Origin of the sequence: Micromonospora sp. NPDC047753, assembly GCF_040642735.1 — a bacterium.
In the GTDB taxonomy this organism is placed as follows: Bacteria; Actinomycetota; Actinomycetes; order Mycobacteriales; family Micromonosporaceae; genus Micromonospora.
The window spans coordinates 1-3,146 of sequence record NZ_JBEYSL010000653.1 but is presented as its reverse complement, the minus strand read 5'-3'; the positions used below and the strand labels follow the sequence as shown (position 1 = coordinate 3,146).

Annotated in this window: 3 protein-coding genes; 1 reads left to right on the top strand and 2 read right to left on the bottom strand. The window is 69.8% G+C overall.

Annotated elements, in window-relative coordinates; genetic code table 11:
* Together ABZ749_RS32610 and ABZ749_RS32605 are read right to left on the bottom strand one after the other, a co-directional pair.
* Positions 1-2,070: amino acid adenylation domain-containing protein (locus ABZ749_RS32610; protein ID WP_357234656.1), on the bottom strand; the 2,070-nt coding region annotated here is incomplete at its 3' end.
* A 202-nt stretch (positions 2,071-2,272) separates the two neighbouring features.
* Entirely contained in the window at positions 2,273-2,533 is a 261-nt protein-coding gene (locus ABZ749_RS32605; RefSeq protein WP_357234653.1) for a three-helix bundle dimerization domain-containing protein, read from the bottom strand.
* Between the two features lie 160 nt (positions 2,534-2,693).
* Here ABZ749_RS32605 and ABZ749_RS32600 point away from each other — a divergent pair, with 160 nt between their 5' ends.
* Positions 2,694-2,870, top strand: coding sequence for a hypothetical protein (locus ABZ749_RS32600; RefSeq protein ID WP_357234650.1), 177 nt, complete (start codon positions 2,694-2,696; stop codon positions 2,868-2,870).
* Positions 2,871-3,146 lie beyond the last annotated feature (276 nt).

Here is a 3,146-nt window from a genome sequence, read left to right as displayed (position 1 = left end):
GACCGAGCATCGCCGTGTGGACGCCGTGGTGCAGTGGGTTCGTACGTCGTGGACACCCGCGGCGGCCAGGGCGATCCGACCCGGCGGGCTGAACAGCACAAGCCAGCCCAGCGCCACCCACCACCAGGAGACGACCGGAGCCCAGGGTGCGGGAGCGGCCAGGGCGAGGACGTTGCCGAGGGCGGCGAGGACGGTCAGCCAGCGCAGCCCGACCAGCGCGAGCATGGGCACCATCATCGCGGCCTGGATCAGTCCCGCGCGTCTCGGCGTCGGCCGGACCTCCCGGCGCGTCGCCGCCGTGCTGTCGAGCGCGTCGAGCACGGCCGCGAGCCGCGACAGTTTCGGATGGAGGTAGATGTCGGCCACCGCGACGCGCGGGTGCCGGCGTCGGATCCACGCCACGAGTTGCGCCGCGTTCAGGCTGCCGCCGCCATGGGTGAAGAAGTTCGCGTCCGCCTCGGTGGGGCGAACACCAAGGATCTCTGCCCAACCGCCGGCGAGCCATTCCTCCGTCGCGGTCAGCTCGGTGGCAGTGTCCGGCGGGGTGGCCAACGGCCAGGGCAGAGCGGCCCGATCCACCTTGCCGGACGTCCGGGTCGGCAGAGCGTCCACCACGGCCAGCAGCGGCACGAGCGCGGCCGGCAACTGCTCACGGATCCGCAGCGCCGCCGCCGCGGCGTCGAACGTGACCTCGTCGTGCGGGACCACGTACCCCACCAGCAGTTGGTTGCCCGCGGCAGTGCGCTGCACCGCCGCGGCAGCGCCGGCGACGGTGGGCAACGCCTGCAGTGCGGCGTCGATCTCACCCAGCTCGATCCGGCGTCCGCCGAGCTTCACCTGTTCGTCACCGCGGCCGACGAACAGGAGCCCCTCGCGCTCTGCCCGGACGATGTCACCGCTGCGGTACGCCCGCTGCCAACCGAGCGCGGGGAGCGCAGCAAACTTCTCGGCGTCCTTGCCCGGATCCAGGTAGCGGGCAAGTCCCACCCCGCCGATCACCAGCTCGCCGGTCTCACCCATCGCGACCGGAGCACCGAAGGCGTCGACCACGGCGAGCTCCCACCCGGCCAGCGGCAGCCCGATGCGGACCGGCCCCTCGCCGGTCATCCGCGCCGCGCAGGCGACCACGGTCGCCTCGGTCGGTCCGTAGGTGTTCCAGACCTCGCGGCCCTCGACAGCCAGGCGCTGCGCGAGCTCCGGTGGGCACGCCTCCCCACCGAAGATCAGCAGCCGCACCTCCTCCAACGCCTCGACCGGCCACAGCGCAGCCAGCGTCGGGACCGTCGACACCACCGAGATCCGCTGCTCGGCCAGCCACGGGCCGAGGTCGACACCGCTGCGCACGAGCGACCGCGCGGCTGGCACCAGACAGGCCCCGTGACGCCAGGCCAGCCACATCTCCTCGCAGGACGCGTCGAATGCCACCGACAGCCCGGCCAAGACCCGGTCCTGCGGGCCGATCGCCTCGCTGGCCTCGTCGGCGAGGAACAACCGCGCTTCGGCGTCCACGAATGCCGCCGCCGCGCCGTGGCTGACCGCCACACCCTTCGGGGTGCCCGTCGACCCGGAGGTGAAGATGATCCAGGCGTCGTCATCCGGGCCGGGTCTTCCGGTCCGGCCCGAGGGGGGACGACACAGCGACATCACCAACCCGTCACCGAGCACTGCGACGACGCCCGCCTCGGCGAGAACGAGCTCGACGCGTTCCTCGGGATCGTCAGCGTCAACCGGCACGTAGGCCGCGCCCGCGGCGAGAACGCCGAGGATCGCCACGTACAGCTCGGCCCTCCCGGACGAGATCCGGACGCCCACACGGTCGCCGACACCGATGCCGTGCCGGGAGAGCGACCCCCGGACAGCCTCGACCTCATCGGCCAGGTCGCGGTACGTCAATGTGGTGGTACCGCTGTCGAGCGCATCTGCCTCGGCGTGCGCCCGCACGGAGTCGTCGAGAATGTCGACCAGCGTGCGGCGAGCCGGGGCCGAGGCCGATCGGAACACCGCAGGAATCGTCGGAGCGGCAGCTCGTGGCGGTACCGCGACCACCTGGGGTTCACTCGACACGGGCACTCGGCATTCACCATTCTCGTCTTGCGGATCGGCGTCAACCAGGCGCGTGGCACTCGGACACCCGCCCCCGGGCAGCCCTCAACGCTACGTCGCACCCGGCCGGAAGCGACGGTCAAGCAGCGGCTTCGTGTCCACCACCACAGCGACCCAGGGTGGGAACGTCGAACGGCTCTGCGACACGCCACCGATGGATCGCTCGTGTCTATTCCCGATCCGTGTCGTCGCTACGGATGTGAACGGTCCCACCGCCGCTGCGCAGTTCCTCCGTCACCTGCTTCTCGGTCAGGGCGACCAGGTGCGCGTCGATGCTCGCCGCATCCTTGAGGCGCTGGTGCGTTTCGTGCACCAGGGCGGCGATCTCGCTCTCGTCGGCACCAGGGAATCGTTGTTTCAGGGTGTCGACCTGGCGTTGCAAGGCGATCTCCGGGTCAACAAGACCACCACTGGCCGCGGGTTCGGTCATCACACACCTCACACGTCGTCTTGAGTGTCTGCACAGGTGGTGCCCAGGACATCCACTCGACATTCATTCGTTTGCGCAAAGTTCACCTTCGGGAGCAGGCCTTCCGGCTTCTCTGATGGGACCTTCGAGAGGGCCAGTTCCCCTGACGTTTGGTCAGCCCATGATCACTATCGTGGTTCTCACGCTGACGCTGTTCGGCGCGACGACATGGACGGCGCTGCAGCAACCGCTCGCCCGTAGCCCGGCCTTCCATCACCGCCTTACCGGAGCGCTACTGGCGCTGAGCCTGGCGGTGGCCACCGCGCTGATCACGACCGTGCTCGTGGCCTATCCGTAGCGGCAATACTCAATCGTCTGAACGAGCGGTCGAGGACGCCAGACAACACGTCGTGGTCTCCCACAACCGCGTCATCCCTGGCGACGCCCGCGCAGACGTCTGCACCCGTACACGCTCGTTGCAGGGCGCGCCGAAGGCGAAAGCCGGACGCCACGCTGTGCCGACAACGGCGACGATCTGTCGCTGCTCAATAGCAGAACGGTGGCGGGTCCTCCGGGTCCCTTGTGATTCCCAGGTCCGCGCAGTTGAACGCGCTGCCCGCTCCATGGAACCGCC